Origin of the sequence: Bradyrhizobium sp. KB893862 SZCCT0404 (genome assembly GCF_018130885.1) — a bacterium.
In the GTDB taxonomy this organism is placed as follows: Bacteria; Pseudomonadota; Alphaproteobacteria; order Rhizobiales; family Xanthobacteraceae; genus Bradyrhizobium; species Bradyrhizobium stylosanthis.
On sequence record NZ_JAFCLT010000001.1, the window covers coordinates 564,624 to 581,376 of the forward strand.

The 16,753-nt window shown below is 64.2% G+C and carries 16 protein-coding genes; all 16 read right to left on the minus strand.

The annotated features are described in order from the left end of the window. Positions 1-3: 3 nt before the first annotated feature. Positions 4-1,209, minus strand: a complete 1,206-nt coding sequence (locus JQ617_RS02810) for a class I SAM-dependent methyltransferase (RefSeq protein WP_212024272.1) — start codon at positions 1,207-1,209, stop codon at positions 4-6. After that, complete coding sequence (locus tag JQ617_RS02815) at positions 1,202-2,419, minus strand: class I SAM-dependent methyltransferase (RefSeq protein ID WP_212024273.1); 1,218 nt, start codon at positions 2,417-2,419, stop codon at positions 1,202-1,204. Before JQ617_RS02815 ends, JQ617_RS02810 begins: the two co-directional genes overlap by 8 nt. Positions 2,420-2,608: 189 nt before the next feature. After that, entirely contained in the window at positions 2,609-4,897 is a 2,289-nt protein-coding gene (locus JQ617_RS02820; protein ID WP_212024275.1) for a hypothetical protein, read from the minus strand. A gap of 111 nt (positions 4,898-5,008) precedes the next feature. Continuing rightward, the gene (locus JQ617_RS02825; RefSeq protein WP_212024277.1) at positions 5,009-5,992 is read right to left on the minus strand and encodes a lysylphosphatidylglycerol synthase transmembrane domain-containing protein; all 984 of its coding nucleotides are present in this window, start codon (positions 5,990-5,992) and stop codon (positions 5,009-5,011) included. Positions 5,993-6,052: 60 nt separating this feature from the next. Next, positions 6,053-6,631 (minus strand): WbuC family cupin fold metalloprotein, encoded by a 579-nt coding sequence (locus tag JQ617_RS02830; RefSeq protein ID WP_212024279.1) that lies wholly within the window; start codon positions 6,629-6,631, stop codon positions 6,053-6,055. Further along, positions 6,609-7,274: a class I SAM-dependent methyltransferase gene (locus JQ617_RS02835; RefSeq protein WP_212024281.1), complete on the minus strand. Its 666-nt coding sequence runs from the start codon at positions 7,272-7,274 to the stop codon at positions 6,609-6,611. Before JQ617_RS02835 ends, JQ617_RS02830 begins: the two co-directional genes overlap by 23 nt. A gap of 25 nt (positions 7,275-7,299) precedes the next feature. After that, complete coding sequence (locus tag JQ617_RS02840) at positions 7,300-7,692, minus strand: LIC12192 family sporadic carbohydrate cluster protein (RefSeq protein ID WP_212024283.1); 393 nt, start codon at positions 7,690-7,692, stop codon at positions 7,300-7,302. After that, complete coding sequence (locus JQ617_RS02845; RefSeq protein WP_212024285.1) at positions 7,685-8,491, minus strand: sporadic carbohydrate cluster 2OG-Fe(II) oxygenase; 807 nt, start codon at positions 8,489-8,491, stop codon at positions 7,685-7,687. Before JQ617_RS02845 ends, JQ617_RS02840 begins: the two co-directional genes overlap by 8 nt. Continuing rightward, positions 8,488-9,606 (minus strand): DegT/DnrJ/EryC1/StrS family aminotransferase, encoded by a 1,119-nt coding sequence (locus JQ617_RS02850; RefSeq protein ID WP_212024287.1) that lies wholly within the window; start codon positions 9,604-9,606, stop codon positions 8,488-8,490. Before JQ617_RS02850 ends, JQ617_RS02845 begins: the two co-directional genes overlap by 4 nt. Continuing rightward, positions 9,596-10,702 (minus strand): DegT/DnrJ/EryC1/StrS family aminotransferase, encoded by a 1,107-nt coding sequence (locus JQ617_RS02855; protein WP_212024289.1) that lies wholly within the window; start codon positions 10,700-10,702, stop codon positions 9,596-9,598. Before JQ617_RS02855 ends, JQ617_RS02850 begins: the two co-directional genes overlap by 11 nt. Before the next feature lie 8 nt (positions 10,703-10,710). Continuing rightward, positions 10,711-11,670, minus strand: a complete 960-nt coding sequence (locus JQ617_RS02860) for a transketolase family protein (protein ID WP_145660415.1) — start codon at positions 11,668-11,670, stop codon at positions 10,711-10,713. Between the two features lie 10 nt (positions 11,671-11,680). Further along, positions 11,681-12,529 carry a transketolase gene (locus JQ617_RS02865; protein WP_145660412.1) on the minus strand — a complete coding sequence of 283 codons (849 nt, stop codon included), beginning with the start codon at positions 12,527-12,529 and terminating at the stop codon, positions 11,681-11,683. Next, positions 12,504-13,541 carry an aminoglycoside phosphotransferase family protein gene (locus tag JQ617_RS02870; protein ID WP_249156590.1) on the minus strand — a complete coding sequence of 346 codons (1,038 nt, stop codon included), beginning with the start codon at positions 13,539-13,541 and terminating at the stop codon, positions 12,504-12,506. The genes JQ617_RS02865 and JQ617_RS02870 overlap by 26 nt, the downstream gene beginning before the upstream one ends. Further along, positions 13,538-14,149, minus strand: coding sequence for an HAD family hydrolase (locus JQ617_RS02875; protein WP_249156592.1), 612 nt, complete (start codon positions 14,147-14,149; stop codon positions 13,538-13,540). Before JQ617_RS02875 ends, JQ617_RS02870 begins: the two co-directional genes overlap by 4 nt. 5 nt (positions 14,150-14,154) lie before the next feature. After that, positions 14,155-15,156 (minus strand): NAD-dependent epimerase/dehydratase family protein, encoded by a 1,002-nt coding sequence (locus JQ617_RS02880; protein WP_063682735.1) that lies wholly within the window; start codon positions 15,154-15,156, stop codon positions 14,155-14,157. A gap of 27 nt (positions 15,157-15,183) precedes the next feature. Further along, complete coding sequence (locus JQ617_RS02885) at positions 15,184-16,749, minus strand: PfkB family carbohydrate kinase (protein WP_212024295.1); 1,566 nt, start codon at positions 16,747-16,749, stop codon at positions 15,184-15,186. Positions 16,750-16,753: the final 4 nt, after the last annotated feature.

Sequence of the window (16,753 nt, forward strand, 5' to 3'; positions counted from 1 at the left end):
TGCCTACGCTCCCTCGGAGCGCTTCCGGACAACGAGGAAATGCGCCGGCTGGCCCCAGGTGTTGATGAACGCAGGATCCGACTGGGTGAGGGCAGCGATCGCCGAGGCGTCGCGTCGTCCGATCGCGCTGAAGATGCGATGGAAGCTGTCGAGCGTTGCTACGATGGCGTCGATGTCGGCAGCATCATCGGCGAGAATGTCGGTCGTTCGGACCGCCTCGCGCAACGAGGCGAGGCTCGCGACCACGCGGGGCAGGCTGGCGCCGAAGGGGTCGTCGATCATGGCGTCGACGTCGAGCACCAGCGCCTCGATCGATGCCGAGATCGCCTCGACCGCGTCGATCCCGCCGGCCAGATAGAGCTTGCGCCCGCCGAGGAAGCTCAGGCGGCTGCGGCCGAGATGGCGCGTCGTGCGCCGCAATTTATCGTCGGCCGACAGGACTTTCTTGTGCCAGTAGACCTCGAGGCCGTCGCGATAGGAGGGCCACGCCGAATGGATGGCGAATCCCAGCCCATGCGCCGCGCTGCACAGGGCGGCCGCGTCGAGGAAGTAGCGATGGCGCACGAACGGATTTTCCAGCACGTCCATCAGCCAGGATTCGAAGCTGCGGGTGTGCGGAATGCTGTTCCACTTCGGCTCGAACAGCAGCTTCGCCGTTTCGAGCGCAGGGCGTCCCGTCAAGGCCTTGCCGGCTGCATGGATGGCCTTGAGCGCGAGCTCGAAGAAGCCGCCATAGCGTTCGTAATAGGACACGACGGCGTAGCCGTCCGGGTTGAGCAGCCGATGGAAGATGCCGAGCCAGTTTTCGGTCGGCTGCACCGTGTAGATGAAGCCCTCGGCATCGATGATGTCGAAGCGGCGCTCGCTGCGAAATCCTTCGACGTCGGCCAGTACGAGTTCCCGCAGACGCCCGGTCAGGCCGAAATGCGCGAAGTAGGCCTCGATTTTCGGATGCGCGTGCCGGTTCGGCTCGGCCAGCGTCATGTTTGCGCCCCAGCCGGCAAACACCAGCGCGTTCTCGCCGGAATCGGGTCCGAATTCGAGAACTTCCGCGTCGCGGAACAGCCGCGGCGGCAGCACGAGCTTGTCCGAAAACAGCTCGCGCCGCTGACTGGCGTATGCATCGAGTTCGGCGGCCGATTTGAAGTTCCCGAACGTCGGCAGGACGTCCTGACGTTCGTAGTAGTTGAAGAGCTTGTCCTCAGCCATGCCGCGTCCCAAGCGCCGCCTCGAGCTTGTCGAGCTCGCTCCAGATGTCGGAGGGCGCGAAGATGGAAACGATATGCAGCGGCCGCTTCACGCTCTCGCGCAGCCGGCTGCTCACCTTGGCCTCGTTCTCCTGGTTCACCGCGAGCAGGCAGACGAGCGGATCCGACTTGCCGGCGAAATCGTCGGGCGAGCGGATCGGGATGCCGGTGCCGGGCAGGAACAGTCCCTGGCGTTCCTTCTGGTCGTCGACCGAGACGTCGACGAGGTCCGCCAGTTCGTGCGCATTGGTGAAGGTGCAGGCGCGGCAGCCCGCGCCGTAGATGGCGATCTCGGTGCCATCAGCGCGGGCCTTGGCGAGGATCGGGCGCAGGCGGGCGCCGTACTCCCTGGCGCGCTGACCGAATTTCTCACCGACGCCGGCCGGCGCGGGCGGCGCCGTCACCGGGCCCGCAGCACGGCGGGCGGCGATCGCGAGACTGCCGCCACTGAAATTGTATTTCTTCACGGACACCGTTTCGAAGCCGTGGCGTGCGAGCAGCGCGACCAGCGTCGGCTCGGTGAAGTAGCTGACGTGCTCCTCCCAGAGCACCGAGAGATCGCCTGCCGTCGAGCCGGGTGCGAAATCGGGCACGTCGATGAACAGCAGCCCGTCGTCCTTCAGCGCGATCTTCACGCAGGCGAAGAAATTCTCGAAATCGACGATGTGCTCGAGCACCTGGCGCGAGATGACGAGGTCGAACTTGCCGGACTGAGCGACTGCGTCGTGGGCCATCTCAGGGCTGAGCATATCGGCATAGACCTTGATGCCGCGCTCGCGGGCGATCTTGCCCGACACCGGATTCGGCTCGACGCCGACCATGACCTTGGTGCCGCGCTCGCGAAGCTTGTCCATGAACAGGCCGTCGTTGCAGCCGATCTCGAACACGGATTGATGCTTCGAGAATTTCGCGATGGTGTCGAGCTCGTCAACCTGGTGCGGCTCGGGCTTCCAGCTGCTGAAATTGTAGTTGAACTGCCGGTACAGAATATCGGGATCGATCGGCTTGACGATCTGCGGCAGGCCGCACTCGCCGCATGCGAGCACCTCGAACGGATACCGTTCGTCCTGCTCGTTGCGGCTGTGTCGAAGCCGATGCGCAATCGGCATCATTCCGAGGTCGATGACCGGTCGCAGGTCGGTCGAATGGCAGAGGCGGCAATGATCGGTCACGGCTCTAGCTCTTTGCAGGAAAAGCAAGGGAACAACGGCGTCCCGGGGCGGCGCCCGGAGCTTCTAAAAGCCTATATAGCGGGGCAGGCCATGCTACAATTCCTAAGTTGTCCCGGTACGGCTTTTCACAAGCGGGAGCTTGTCTGAAGCTTGCGGCGGCACTCTTCCTGGCCGGCACCGCAGCTTTCATCATTCGCATGTGAAGACCTTGTCGAGGACCGAGGGATCCGCGCGCTTGCCGCCAGGAGGCAAACGGTGCTTCACCACCTCAAACGGCTCAACGCCGTAGGCCTCCCGGTAGATCTCCTTCGATCGGGTCCGTAACGCGGAAATGCCGGTCCCGGCCTGCGGATCCAATGTTTGAGCGCCGGTCTTCCAGGTCAGCAACCAATAGCTTGGCGTCTCGCTTTGGACGGCAAACCGATTCGCCAGTTCGGTCGGTTGAAACAGGTCGGAGAAACCGTTGAGCCAGAAGTCGCAATTCTGCTTCTGGACGTAGAACAGATTCACGCCGAGGGATCGAAGGGCGGCTTCCGCGGCATCGGCGGTCCCCAATGCGACCTTCCGGAAGTCGCGCGCGACGTCGCTCTCGTAGGTGTGGATGATCTTGCCTCGCGTGAGTAGCGGCGAGAAATAGCAGGGCACCATGGCGCGATAACCGTTGAGCGCCAGGATGCGATCCGAGCCGGTCGAACGCTGCAGCTCGTCACAGCGCTGCCAATCCAGGCTGACGCGGGGCATTTGATTGAGAGGCGCACCCTCCACGAAGGAGACGGCCTCATCAGCTATGAAGCTCTTCCAGGGATATTTTGCGGTTGTCCATGCGCAGGCCAGCAGAATGCCAAGGAGGGCGGCGTGGGGAGCGATGCGGTCGCTGAACCAGGCCGGCTTGAAGCGTCGCGCGAGGACCACTCCCCAGCAGGCGATCCCGACGGTCGAAAGCGGGAACAGCGCGTTCACGTGAATCGACAGTCTTATGAGGCTCGGAATATTCAGGGTCATATCCAGAAGCCGGACGCTGGCGACATAGGCGACAACGACGAAAAGTCCCGCAGGGTTGGGGAGCGGCGGCGGCTTTTGGAATTCCGGGGGATCGGAACGGAGCTTCGAGTCCACGACCGCGACGACACAAGTGCCCAGCACGAGGAGCAGTGCGAACTTGAGAACGGACTTGGTCTGCGCGACGAAGGCGAGAAATCCCCACTTGCTCAGAAAGTCGGTGACCTCCAGCGACTGCGACAGCACGAAATAATCCAGAATGTCGAGGCTGCCGAACCTCGCAAAGCGTTCCGCCGAAACGACGTGCCGGAAAAGCGAGTATGGATTTGTCGCGGGGATTCCGAGGTAAGCGTAGTTGATGGCGAGGGTCAGCAGGCACCCTGCGATCGCCCCAACGCCCAGCAGCACGCTGGTGACGAGGCCGGATTTGTCTCGCTGAATTGCCTTGGTGAACGCGCCCAACGACGAAATCACGAAGACGAGCGCTGCGTAGGGCGGATAGGATGCCGCGACGGCAACGGCGCAAATGCCCGCAGCGAACTTGTCCCGCTTTTGGGACGTTCGCACGACGACCAGCAGAAAATAGACGAAGAAGGCCGCCGTTTGCAGATGGTACTTGCCGAATTCCATGATGTAGAGGCCGGGCTTGACGCTCGGCATCGTTCGCGGCCACGCAAGTCCGAGGATCGCCAGGCCAAGTGCCATCGGTATCGCGGCGTCTTCCCAGCGGCGTCCGAGCGCCAGCCACGGCAGAACGATGCGGGCGAGCTCGAAAATGACCGCGCCGATTCCAACGAAATAGAGAAATGAAATGATCTGCGCGACGTGAGGGGGCAGGAACGTCGCAAACATCAAATGCAGGCCGTTGCCGTGGCCGATCTCGAAGTCGGAGAAGATCGGGTTGTCGGCCGCGAGCCAGATGCTGTGATTTCGCGCGACCTCCGCAAGATAGGGCGCATAGAGCTGCTGAACATCGGTCGAAATGACGTCGGGTATGACCGCGCGATCGACGAACACCGTTGCGAGCAGCCAAAGACCGAACAGCGATGTTGCCACGAGCGGCAACGTCACCGCGAGCTTTTGCGGTTTCCTGAAGCTGCGGCTATCCCACAGCAGGACTGCGATCGCGGATCCCAGGACGATCTGCGGATACAGCAGGGAAAGGGCGCCGAGCCCGAAACCGGTCAGTATGAGCGTCGCCGCGCCGACGAAGAATTCGTCGACCCGCTGGGTAGGCTCGTGCTTGATCAGGGAGAAGGTCAGGCGCCCGGTCGCCATCACGAGCCAGCCGAGATAAGGCGTCAGGATGATCCAGGCGATGACGTACAACCGCGTCGTCCAGCCACCGTCGAATAGCAGGGTACGGTATGTGTCGGGGCGGTTCAGAAGCCAGATGGAAACAGCGGCCGGCGTGCCGATGACGATACGCCACAACGCCGCCTGAACGAGGGCGCGCAAATTCGTTTGGGCAACTACCATTGCTTGACTTGTCCATGGTCATACAGCTGAAAAAAGCGTCGATCGACCGGGCGATCCCGCGCCGATCGATTGTGAAATGAGGTGTGGGGTCAGTATTCATGCGTGCCATGGCTAGACCGGTGTGGCGTCTGCCCGTTCGGCAATACCCCGCAGCTTGTCGGTGTTGAAGCCGGCGCGCTCCGGTGCGAAGAGCCATACCAGGCCGCCGATCAGTCCGACGATCAGGCCGCCGAGCCCCAACAATACCGATATCGCAAGCGCCTTCTCGGGCGCTATTCCCGCCAGGCTGAGCGCGGCAACCATTGCGCCCTCACGCACGCCCCATCCTCCGATCGAGATCGGGACCGCCGACGAGAGGATCACGAGCGGCACGAGAACGAATGCGTCGAGCGCGGAGAGCTGCGCCTCCAGCCCGAGCCCGAGGACATAACAGGCTGCGACCGTCATCAGATGGATGACGATGGCGGACACGATCAACGTGCCGCGCCCTTCGGTGGCCAGCAACGGCGCCCTGACCAGGGTCACGAATTGTACGACCTTGGCTGGCAGCAATGCGATCAGGCGAGGCGGCCACCAATCCAAGGTGACCAGGGCGATCAAACCGCAGCATGCGAATGCGAGCACGGTCAGGATCGCAAAGAGGAGCGAACTGTCGCTGATGCGCGGCAGAAGGAACGGCATCCCCAACAGGATGACGACGACGAGAGCCAGCAGCGCGAGGAAACGATCGGCGACGATGCTGCTGATGGTCTGCGACCATTGCTCGCCATGCCGCCGCAGCATCCAGATGCGCACGGCGTCGCCGCCGGCGGGCAGCACCTGGTTGAAGAATGTGCTGATGATGAGGATGCGCCACCCTGCGAGCCAGTCGAGGGAAACGCCCATCGCGCGGAGGATCAGAATCCAGCGGTGACAGAGAAGAAAGGTCTGGGCGAACAGCAGCGACACCGCAAGCGCGAGCATGTCGAGCCTGGCGGCGAGAAGATCCGCCTTCAACGACCCCAGATCCTGGCCGCGCATGATCAGCACGAGGATGCCGATCGAGACCACGAACTTGACCAGGGTCACCAGCGCTTTCGTACCGGGCAGCTTCATCGGCTAGTTCGTCCTCGAAGATTCAAGGCGGGGTCGGTGAGAAGCGGTCGTCGTCGAAGTCTATTTCCTTGTCAGATGCCCGGCGGCGAGCGCCCCCATCCTCGCCACGTAGTCCTGGACCGCAGCAGCGTCGCTGCCATCGGGGGCCCAGTCGGGAAATTCCGTGCGGGCCGGATCGAACGGGCCGGCGGTGGTTTCGTGAAACACCAGCCATTCCGAGGTGATCAGGATCGAGTGGAAGACCTTTTCCGGCATGCGATAATAGCAGCGCTTGCCCTGGCCGTAGGGCGCCATCTCGAGCACATCGCGGATGCTGCCGTCATCCTCGAAGATCACCACCTGCGCGGTGCCCTCGATCACGTGAAACGATTCAGGTTTGCCGAGATGCTTGTGGGGCCGGACATAGGCCTCGCGGTGATGCACGATCAGCATCTCGTGCAGGCCGGAGGAGGGATCGGGATGCGTGCACAGGCGGCTGCGCAGGCGCGGGTTGCCGGCGGCGATCCGCTTCAGCTCGCCGATCGTGGCATCGTCCGCGGTGACGATGGCGTCGTCGGAATAGTAGACTTCCGGGTTCTGCGCACGGAGCGAAGTCGCCGTGCGCGAACGCGCCGTCTCATTCGAAGAAGATGAACCCATGGTCGCCCCGATAGCCGCATTTGTCATAGATCCAGGCCCATGTCTGCGGGCCGTGGAAGCTCAGGCAGGTGAGCTGCCAGTAGAGGAGGTTCGCCTTCTCGCGCTCGTTGCGGAACGATTCCACCATCAGGTATTTCGAGGTGCCGCGTCCGACGCGCTCGATCTCGCCCACCGCGCGGAAGACGTCCTCGAGCGGGAGATTGTGCAACACGCCGAGCGACACCACGAGATCGAAGCTGTGGTCGGGGTAGGGGAGCTCGACGGCGCTGCCGACCTTCAGCTGCGGCCGCACCTCCTCCTTGGCGTTGGCGATGCCGTAGTCGGAGATGTCGATGCCGGCGATGGTGAGATCGGGGACGAGCTGGCTGAACTCGTAGAGCAAATAACCCTTGCCGCAGCCGACATCGAGCACGCTCATGCCGGGCTTGATGCCATAGCGGTCGATCAGGGTCTGGGCGAGCGGACGCCACCGTCCGTCATAGCGGTAGCCGCCATAGCCGTAGCGCCGGTCGCCGTCCCAGTAGTCGCGTCCCCATTGCCGCGCAACGGTCGCCGAGTCCGCCTTGTCATGCTCGACCACGCGCTGAACATAGTTCCGCTTGGTCGAAGCGTGCATCGGCTGGAGCAGGTTGACCTCGGCCATGGTCGTTAACCGGAGCGCGGCATCGTCACAGGATGGTCGCGTATTTATTGACGAGCAGGATATCCTCGACGGCCTGGATGTCCTTCTGCGAGGACAGTGTGATTTCCTCGACGGCGGCGTGCAGGTCGCAGCCCTCGCGCAGCACGCGGTCGTAGATTTCCCGTCGCCGTGCCTCGTCGGGCGGCAGCATGAAGATGCTGTAGAGGATCAGGCCATTCAGCCGCGGGAGCTCGTCGAGGATGTCCTCGAGCACCATGTAGCTGCCCGGCATGATATGCTCGACGGCGCTGAGCAGATATTGCAGGTTCTTGCGCCGTGCATAGTCGCGGATCACGATGTTCTGGACGTGCTGCGGGGAGCGGCTGCCGTTCAGCGGGCGGGCGCCGATATAGCCGCGATGGCCGGCTCGCTCAGCCATGGAAGCCTCCCGGCAGCTTGTATTGCATGCCGACGCGCGTCGCCGGACGCAGCAGGATCGGCTCGAAGAATTCGCCGAAGCGCTTGTCCGCGTAGGGCGACATGATGCTCTTGAACCGGCAGTTCATGCTCCAGCGCGTGCCGGGCTCTTCGTTGACGCGATTGCCGTGCATCAGGGTCTGATTGAACAGCATCACGTGACCGTAGGGAATTTCGATGAAGGTCGCGTGCGGCTTGATCGTCTTGTACAGCTCCTCGGCGCTGCGCAGGCTTGCCATCCGGTCCTGCATGTCGCCGTTCAGCGACGGCGGCAGCAGATACATCGCCTTGGTGCGGTGAACGTCCACCAGCGGCACCCACACCACGACCTCGAACGGCGAGTCCCCCGACCAGACGTCGGAATGGGTGGCAAGCAGCGAGGAATCGTCGCCGGGCATCTGGATGCTGAGATTGACGCGGCGCTGCATGCAGAGCTCGTTGCCGACGATGGTTTCGATCGTCGAGCGTGCCAGGCGGAAATAGGTCGGCCGGAACCAGGGCTCGGCGTTGAGGCCGTTGAAGACGTGCAGCCGCAGGCCGTTGAGATCGTCGACGCTCACGCGGGTATGGATGCCGTCGAGCATCGCATAGGGATCGTTGCTGTGCGGCAGCTTCAGATAGTCGGCGGCCAGCTCTGCGGCGCGCCGCTGGATCCGGTCGAGCCCGGCGCGGTCGTCGGCCGGCGTGGTGACGAAGCCGTTGTCGATGAAGCGCTGCGCCAGCGCCTGCTCATCGGCCTGGAGGAAGTCCGTATCCGTCATGCGAAGTACTCCCGCGCGGTCGCGCAGATATAGCTGATGTCGGCGGCCGAGAGGAACTGGTTGATGGGAAGCGTGAGGATCTGGTCCGCCTGCCGTTCGGTGACCGGAAACGCGCCGCGCCCGTGACCGAGATGCGCGGCGGCCGGCTGGAGGTGGATCGGGACCGGATAGTGGATCGCGGTCTCGATGCCCTTGTCGGCAAGATATTTCTGGAAGTCGTTGCGACGATCGGTCTGCACGACGAAGGTGTGGAAGGTGTTGAACTCGATGTTGCGGCAGGGCGGAATGAACAGCGGCAACCCTGCGAGCTCGGCGCGGTATTGCGCGGCGTTGCGCCGCCGGCGTTCGATCACCGAGGGCAGATTGCGCAGGCGGATGCGCAGCACGTCGGCCTGCAGCGTGTCGAGCCGCGACACAAGGCCCCATTCCTGGACGTCGCTGCGGTTGATCAGGCCATGATTGCGCAGGCGGCGGATGCGTGCGGCCATGTCGGCGTCGGCGGTGACGAGGAAGCCGGCATCGCCCGCGGCATTGAGGTTCTTCAGCGGATGCGCGGAGAAGCAGCCGAACGTTCCCATGGTGCCGCTCATGCGGCCGTCATAGGTCGAGCCGACGGCCTGGGCGCTGTCCTCGATCACGGCGAGCGCGTGCTTGCTCGCGAGCGCCATCAGCGGGTTCATGTCGGCCATGCGGCCGGTCAGGTGCACCGGCATGATCGCCTTGGTGCGCGGGGTAATTGCGGCCTCGACTGCGGCGGGATCGATGTTCTGGTCCGGCAGCACGTCGGCAAACACCGGCGTCGCGCCGACCGCGATGATCGCGGCGGTCGATGCCACGAACGAATTCGGCGGGGTGATGACCTCGTCGCCGGGACCGATGTCGAGCGCGCGCAAGGCGAGGATCAGCGCGTCGGTGCCGGAGTTCAGCGTCACGACGTGCGGCGAGCCGAGATAGGCGGACAGCTCTTCCTCGAGCTTGCCGACCGCCGCGCCGCCGATGAAGTCTCCGCGGGAGAACACGCCCTCGACCGCCTGCATGATCTCGGTGCGCTCTTCCTCGAATTGTGCGGGAAGATTGACGTAACCGATGCGGCGGCGGCCGGTGTCAGCGTCCATGGCAGAACTTCCTGACGGTCTCGATGACGCGATCCTGCTGCGCGCGCGTCAGATGCTGGTCGACCGGGAAGCTGATGACTTCCTTGGCATGTCGGTCGGTGACCGGGAAGGTGCCCGGCGCGTAACCGAGATGCTTGAGACCTTCCTGCTGATACAGCGGGATCGGGTAGTGGATCTTGGCCTCGATGCCGTTGTCCAGGCAGTACTTGTAGAGCTCGTCGCGACGCTCGGCGAACACCATGTAGAGGTGGTAGACGTGCTTCACGTTGGGACGGCGCGCCGGAACGCGCAGGCCCGGCAGGCCGGCAAGGCCCGCATCGTAATAGGCTGCGTTCTCGATCCGGCGGCGCGTGATCTCGCCGGTATGGCCGATCAGCCAGTTGCCGACGACGGCCTGCAGTGAATCGAGCCGCGAATTGCAGCCGAGGATCGAGATCTCGTCGCGATTCTTCATGCCGTGGTTGCGGATCAGGCGGAGCTTCTCGTTCATGGCGTCGTCGTTGGTGACGACGACGCCGGCGTCGCCCCAGACGTTGAGGTTCTTGAGCGGATGCAGGGAGAAGCCGGCCGCGATGCCGTGGGTGCCGGAGCGCTTGCCCGCGAACTCCGACAGGATGCCCTGGCAGGCGTCCTCGACCACGGGAAGGTTGTGGCGCTGGGCGATCGGCATCAGCTTGCCCATGTCGGTGACCTCGCCGGTCAACTGCACCGGCATGATCGCCTTGGTCTTCTTGGTGATGGCGGCCTCGACCTGGTCGACATTCATGCAGAAGGAGTCGTCGCAGTCGACCAGCACGGGCGTAGCCCCGGTCTCCGCGATGGCGCCGACGGTGGCGATGAAGGTGTTGGCGGCGGTGATGACCTCGTCGCCATGGCCGATGCCGAGCGCCTTGAGCGGCAGCTTGAGCGCATCGGTGCCTGATCCGACGCCGATGGCGTGACGCACGCCGATCAGCTCGGCAAAGCGCTTCTCGAATTCGGCGACGGGCTTGCCAAGGGTGAAATCACCGGTCGCGACCAGTCGGCCGATCTCGGCGAGGATCGGGGCGGGATCGGAGAATTGCTCGAGCAGGTAGGAATATCGAACGTCGTACATGGGGCCCGTCAGGTGGAATGGAGTTGAGGAGAGGAGGTGCGCGACGCCGCGAGCGCGTGCTCGATCGAGGTCGCAATGGCGTTGGCGGAGAGCCCGTGCTTCTTCAGCAGCGAGTCCTGCGAGCCGTAATTGTGCATGAAGCGGTCCGGCAGCGACAGCCGAAGCATCGCGGGCAGGCCGGAGCCGAGCTTGTCGATCAGCGTCTCGGCGACCGCACTGCCGAGGCCGCCGGAGGGGACGTGCTCCTCGAGCGTCACCAGGAGGCGCGTCGCGCGCACCGCCTGCAGCAGCGCCTCGGTGTCGAGCGGCTTGACCGTATGCATGTGCAGGATGCCCGCACGGATGCCTTGCGCGGCCAGCAGGTCGGCCGCGGCGAGGGCGCGCTGGAGCATGATGCCCGTGGTGACCATCACGACGTCGCCGGGCGGCCGCATCAGGATGGCCTTGCCGATCTCGAAGCCGTGCTCGGCCTTGGAGACGACGGCGTCACCGCCCTTGCCGAGCCGGATATAGATCGGGCCCTTCCAGTCCAGCGTCTGTTCCATCATGCGGGCCGCTTCGTCGGCATCGCACGGGCAGATCACCGTCATGTTGGGCAGCGCCCGCATGATGGCGATGTCCTCGATCGCCTGGTGGGTGGGGCCGAGCGGCGCATAGACGAGGCCGCCGCCATTGGCGATCAGGCGCACCGGCAGATTGTGCAGGCAGAGGTCGACCGCCACCTGCTCGTAGCAGCGCCGGGTCAGGAAGGTCGCGATGGTGTTCACGTAAGGAACAAAACCTTCCATCGCGAGGCCGGCCGACATGCCGATGATGTGCGCTTCCGAAATGCCCTCGATCAAATGGCGCTTCGGAAACTCCTTGCTCATGTTGCGCAAGGTGCCGGCGCCGGGATCGGAGCCGATGTAGAGCACACGCTCGTCGCGCGCGGCGAGCTTGTGGACCATGTTCATCGCGGTGTTGCGCATGGGGAGCCGATCAAAAATCGCCGACAGCGACGCGGATGGCGTCGAGCTCGCTGTCGGACAGCTTGTTCTTGTGATGCCAATCGGCGTTGGATTCCGCAGCCGGAAGACCCTTGCCCTTGACGGTATGGCAGATGATTGCGGTGGGCTTGCCGGCAACGGGCGGGATCTGCTTGAGCACGGTGCGCAGGGCGCCGACGTCGTGGCCGTTCACCTCCTGCACGGCGAAGCCGAAGCTGCGCCACTTGTCAGCAAGCGGCTCCAGCGGCAGCACGTAGTCGGTGGGGCCATAGCTCTGCAGCTTGTTGTAGTCGATCATCGCAACCAGATTGTCGAGCCCGTGCTTGGCTGCGCCCATCGCAGCTTCCCACACCGATCCTTCGTTGATCTCGCCGTCGCCGAGCAGGACGAAGGTTCGGTAGCTGCGCTCGCGCATCCGCGCGGCAAGTGCGAGGCCGACGCCGATCGAGAGGCCATGCCCGAGCGCGCCGGTCGACGCCTCGACGCCCGGCACCATGCCGTATTCGGGATGTCCGCCGAGGATGCTGTCGGGCCCGCAGAAGCCGTCCAGCTCCGACAGCGGGAAGAAACCGCGATCGGCCAGCAGCGCATAGAGCGCGAGGCAACCATGTCCCTTGCTGAGGATGGCGCGGTCGCGGTTCGGATCGCGCGGATTCTTCGGATCGATCCGCAGCACGTCGTCGTAGAGGACGCGGACCATCTCGATCAGCGACAGGGCAGGGCCGACATGGCCGCGTCCCGCGGAGCGGACAGAACCGAGGACCAGGCGACGCAGGTAGAGACTGCGCTCGTCCAGCGTGCAGGTGAGGGCGGCTTCAGCGTGGGGTGAGGTCTGGATCACGTTGGCAAATCGTTTGATGGAGCCGGCGGGCTTTGTCGAGCTGACCGGCAAGGCGGACCGTCAGATCGCCTCCTTGCGCAGCCAGGGCGCGCCGGGAGCGGCTTTCCGGCAAATAAGCATTCAGGACAATTAGGCACCAAATCGCCCCAAACAGAGGATACAGTACGTCTCGGCGGACCGCAAACGCGTCATCCCTAGCCGAGAAGGCTTGCGTGAGGCGTTCGATCAGGCGATTCGCGTCGTTTACGGGTAGATCGCTACCCGGGTGGATCGCGGTGTCGGACAGGAGTTTGACCGGATCGTCCCAGCCGAAATATTCGAAGTCGATGAAGCGCAGGCGGCCGTCTTCGCCGCGCAGGGCGTTGTGCAGTCCGAAGTCGGACGGGCTCAGCGCGCGATGCGCGGGCGCAAGGTCCGCCGCGGGATCCCGGCCCAGTTCCGCGTAGCGCCGGCGGAGCTGCCGGATGGCGATGTCGGTGCTGGGAACCAGGCTGCCGTCGATGAATGCGCGCAGGTCCGGATGATCATTGGAGGCCCGCCGCAGCCCGTCCAGGCGCTGCTCGTACTGGGCGATCGTCTCCTCGGGCGAGAAGATGGCGGCTGACGCGTTCCGCAAGGTCTGCGCGCCCTCGGCGTCGCGCAGCTTCTGAAGCTCGATCAGGAAGTCGGCGAGCTGATCCGCATCGCCGGCTTGCGGGCGCAGCACCGCCGCCTCGCCGTCGAACCATTGATACAGCGCGCAGTTCGCATCGACGTCCTTGGCGATCGGCCGCGGTGTGGATGTGATGCCATGCTGCGACAGAAACGAGAGCGCGTCGTATTCCTGACCCAGGCGATCGCGCCCGTCGGAGGGATAGTGCTTGAGAGCGAGCGGCGGCCCCTCGGCCATCTCCAGCCGAAACACCCTGTTGTTGCTGCCGGACCGTGCCGGCTGGGCGGACGCGGCCCGCGTGCCGGCAAGGCGGCTGCCGATCGCGATCGCATCCGGCGTGCTGATGTCGGGCTCGCTCATGCCGCGAAGACCTCGCGGCGGATATCGGCCCATGTCGCGATCGGTTCGCAGTGCTCGGGGTGAGGGGACTGCGACCGCGTGAACAGGATCGCGCGCGTCGTCTTCGGGAAATGCGGCTGCTCGAACACATCGACGAGGTCGTCGATGAAGATGTCGAGGTCGAGGCTTGCGAGCCGTTCGACCTTTGCCGCCAGCGTCGCTTCGAAATAGACCTCGCCGAGCGAGATCGCCGCATCGGGCGCATCGATCAGGCCCGCACCGCGCAGCCAGCCGCGCGCGGCGTCGCGCAGATCGACGCGGTCCGGGTCCTGATGGCCGAACTGGGTCTTGTGGCTGACGATGCAGACGCTGGCGCCGGCCTGCCGGCAGGCGGCGAAGAATTCGCGAACGCCGGGATAGATCTCGGCGCCGCCGATACCTTTGCCGTAGACGAAGCCCTGAAGCCCCTGCCAGGCCAGTTCTCCGCCCGGGCGGGACCGCAGATAGTCCCGCACGTCGGTTTTCAGTCCCGCCCATCCCTCGGGCAGCAGGGCACGCTGGCGCGCGACATCGGCAAAGACCTTGTCGTAGCAGATGATCGTATTGTCGAAATCGATGCCGATCCGCACGCCGCTCACTTCAGGCTGATGTTCTGCATCATCTTGATGTTGAAGTACCGGGGATTGTTCAGCGAGTCCGGCAGGCGACCGGACTTGAAGGCGTCCACCAGGCCGGAGACGGCCTGCTCGATCGTGTGCGTCGGGGCGAAGCCGAGCTCGCGGCGGATCTTCTCCGAGGAGACGTGGTAGGAGCGCAGATCGTCAGTCGGCTCGACCGCCACGTCGACGTTGTTGCCGACCACCGATTTGACGATGTCGGCGATCTTCATCAGCGAGTGGTTCTCGTAGCCGATATTGTAGGTCTTGCCGTCGATCTTCGCGTCATCCTGCTGGAGCAGGAACAGATAGGCCGCCGACATGTCCTGAATGTGCAGGTTGGGCCGCTTCTGCGATCCGCCGAACACGCGGATGCGGCCGGTGTTGACCGCAAGGTTGGTCAGGATGTTGACGACGACGTCGAGCCGCTGCCGCGGTGCGTAGCCGCACACGGTGGCGGGGCGCACGGTGCAGGTGACGAAGCCGGAGGCCGCCTCGTCGGCAAGGTCCGTCTCGCACATCGCCTTGAACTTCGAATAGTCGGTCAGCGGCTCGCAGGACAGCTCCTCGGTCACCTCGGCCTCGTCCTTGATGCCGTAGACGCTGGAGGAGGACGCATAGATGAAGCGCTTGATGCCGGCCTTCTTCGCCGCGCGCACCATCGGCCGGAAGCAGTCGTAGTTGATCGACTTGCCGAGTCCCGGGTCGAGCTCGAACGAGGGGTCGTTGGAAATGCAGGCGAGGTGGATCACCGCGTTGTTGCCGCGCAGGGCCTCGTTGATCGCGGCCTCGTCGCGGATGTCGCCCTTGATCAGGCGAAGGTTGGGATTGTCACGAACGGTATTGAAGACGTCGTCGCCGTACATGAAGAGGTCGAGCACGGTGACCTTGTGGCCGGCCGCGAGCAACTGGGGAACCAGCACGCTGCCGACATAGCCGGCGCCACCGGTGACCATCACGTTCCATTTCTGATCAATCACTGTCGTTCTCCAGATTTTTCGGTCGCGCTACTTCAACAACGCGGTGACAAACTTGACCAGCGGCGCCTTCTCGACCGAGCTGCGGTGGCCGACGATGCCGACCTTGATGGCGCCGGCTGCGTTACCGATGAAGGCGACGTCCTCGATGTTGCCGCCGGCCGCCACCAGCGGCGCCGTGATGGTCAGGAAGGCGTCGCCGGCGCCGACGGTGTCGACGACGGTCTTGGTGAATGCGGGCACGCGCGCCACGCCGGTCTTGGCCGAGAAGGGGTAGCAGCCGAAGGAGCCGTGCGTGATGATCATGTTGTCGCAATCGATCTTGGCGTGCAGGCCGTTCTCGATCACGGAGGCGATGTCGTTGAACTTGTCGGTGGCGGCCAGCCGCGCTTCCGGCGCGTCGATGCAGATGTAGTCGGCGCGCGGATATTTCGTGACCAGATTGTAGCCGTGATTTCCGCTGTTGCTCTGGGCGTTGACGGCCAGGAACTTGGAGTTCGCGATCAGCGTGTCGATCGTGCTGGATGCGATCATGCCGTGGCCGAAATCGGTGACGATGACCACGTCCGCCCCGCGCACGCGCTCGGCGGTCACGCGGTCGATCTCATTGCGCGCGGCCTCGTCGAGCGGCGTGTCGTCCATCGTGTAGACTTCGAACAGCTTGTGCAGGTAGCCCATCTCGACGTAGCGCAGCTTGCGGGTGGTCGGACGGCCCTGAATGCGGATCGGCGTCAGCGTGACGTTCGGGCGGACATGCGCGCGAATGAACTCTTCGGGGTAGTCGTTGCCACCGAGCGTCGTGACGATCTCGACCGACTTGCAGAAGCTCGCGACGTGATTGGCCGCGGCGATGACGCCGCCGGCAAACTGCTCGCCGTTCTTGAACAGGGTCGCGACGATGTTTTCCTTCGAGGCCTTTCCGAGCGCCGTGACGTACTGGTACTCGTCGATGATCGTATCTCCGACCAGCACGACGTGCATGTTCTGGATCTTGTCGATCAGGTTCAGCAGGCGTTCGGCGCCGCCACCCTCGCGCACCTTCTGCAGGTAGTCGCGCAGAGGGGGATCGTAGATGTCGAAATAGCGGTTCAGCAGCGTCGACGAGCTGAAGGTCACGTCGCGCGTGAAGACGATCCGTCCGCCATGGCGCTCGACGGCATCGCGCTCGGTGGCGATCTTGCCGGTGACGTCATCTTCAGGGTTTTCGTAGTCCGAGCCCTTCACATAGATGTCGGGGCGAACGGTATCGAGGACCGGCTCGGCGCTGGAGGTCCGGTTGATGCCGACGAAGTCGACCGTGCCGAGTGCCGCCAGCATCTCGGCGCGCATGTTCTCCGGAAAGATCGGTCGCCCGGGACCCTTGTTGACGAAACGGTCGGCGGTGATGGTCACGATGACCACGTCCCCCTCGTTGCGTGCAGCCAGAATGTGCCGGACGTGCCCCAGATGCACGAGATCGAACACGCCGTGGCAGAGCGCGACGGTGCGGCCCTCGGCCTGAGCGGCCCGCGCGATCGCGCCGAGCTCATCGAGCGACTTGATCTTCTCGTGCGGTGCCGGATGGACCGCTGCCTTGTTTGTCGGAGTATGACCCATGTTA